Source organism: Enterobacter cloacae complex sp. P40C2 (assembly GCF_014930695.1).
Classification (GTDB): Bacteria; Pseudomonadota; Gammaproteobacteria; order Enterobacterales; family Enterobacteriaceae; genus Enterobacter; species Enterobacter pasteurii.
Genome location: NZ_JADBRP010000025.1, coordinates 1 through 1,737 on the forward strand (window position 1 = coordinate 1; position 1,737 = coordinate 1,737).

The following is a 1,737-nucleotide window of genomic DNA, read 5'->3' on the forward strand; positions in this document are numbered from 1 at the left end:
TTTTCATCAGACAATCTGTGTGGACACTACAAAGGCAGGTTCTTTAAGGTAAGGAGGTGATCCAACCGCAGGTTCCCCTACGGTTACCTTGTTACGACTTCACCCCAGTCATGAATCACAAAGTGGTAAGCGCCCTCCCGAAGGTTAAGCTACCTACTTCTTTTGCAACCCACTCCCATGGTGTGACGGGCGGTGTGTACAAGGCCCGGGAACGTATTCACCGTAGCATTCTGATCTACGATTACTAGCGATTCCGACTTCATGGAGTCGAGTTGCAGACTCCAATCCGGACTACGACGCACTTTATGAGGTCCGCTTGCTCTCGCGAGGTCGCTTCTCTTTGTATGCGCCATTGTAGCACGTGTGTAGCCCTACTCGTAAGGGCCATGATGACTTGACGTCATCCCCACCTTCCTCCAGTTTATCACTGGCAGTCTCCTTTGAGTTCCCGGCCTAACCGCTGGCAACAAAGGATAAGGGTTGCGCTCGTTGCGGGACTTAACCCAACATTTCACAACACGAGCTGACGACAGCCATGCAGCACCTGTCTCAGAGTTCCCGAAGGCACCAATCCATCTCTGGAAAGTTCTCTGGATGTCAAGAGTAGGTAAGGTTCTTCGCGTTGCATCGAATTAAACCACATGCTCCACCGCTTGTGCGGGCCCCCGTCAATTCATTTGAGTTTTAACCTTGCGGCCGTACTCCCCAGGCGGTCGACTTAACGCGTTAGCTCCGGAAGCCACGCCTCAAGGGCACAACCTCCAAGTCGACATCGTTTACGGCGTGGACTACCAGGGTATCTAATCCTGTTTGCTCCCCACGCTTTCGCACCTGAGCGTCAGTCTTTGTCCAGGGGGCCGCCTTCGCCACCGGTATTCCTCCAGATCTCTACGCATTTCACCGCTACACCTGGAATTCTACCCCCCTCTACAAGACTCTAGCCTGCCAGTTTCGAATGCAGTTCCCAGGTTGAGCCCGGGGATTTCACATCCGACTTGACAGACCGCCTGCGTGCGCTTTACGCCCAGTAATTCCGATTAACGCTTGCACCCTCCGTATTACCGCGGCTGCTGGCACGGAGTTAGCCGGTGCTTCTTCTGCGGGTAACGTCAATCGGCAAGGTTATTAACCTTACCGCCTTCCTCCCCGCTGAAAGTGCTTTACAACCCGAAGGCCTTCTTCACACACGCGGCATGGCTGCATCAGGCTTGCGCCCATTGTGCAATATTCCCCACTGCTGCCTCCCGTAGGAGTCTGGACCGTGTCTCAGTTCCAGTGTGGCTGGTCATCCTCTCAGACCAGCTAGGGATCGTCGCCTAGGTGAGCCGTTACCCCACCTACTAGCTAATCCCATCTGGGCACATCCGATGGCAAGAGGCCCGAAGGTCCCCCTCTTTGGTCTTGCGACGTTATGCGGTATTAGCTACCGTTTCCAGTAGTTATCCCCCTCCATCAGGCAGTTTCCCAGACATTACTCACCCGTCCGCCACTCGTCAGCGAAGCAGCAAGCTGCTTCCTGTTACCGTTCGACTTGCATGTGTTAGGCCTGCCGCCAGCGTTCAATCTGAGCCATGATCAAACTCTTCAATTTAAGTTTGATGCTCGTGAATTAAACTTCGTAATGAATTACGTATGTTCACTCAGAGACTTGGTATTCATTTTTCGTCTTGCGACGTTAAGAATCCATGTCACTTTGAGTGCCCACACAGATTGTCTGATAAATTGTTAAAGAGCAGT

The 1,737-nt window shown here is 52.8% G+C and carries 1 rRNA gene; it reads right to left on the bottom strand.

Annotated elements, in window-relative coordinates:
* Window positions 1-49: 49 nt before the first annotated feature.
* A 16S ribosomal RNA gene (locus tag IM304_RS22145) occupies window positions 50-1,591 on the bottom strand.
* Window positions 1,592-1,737: the final 146 nt, after the last annotated feature.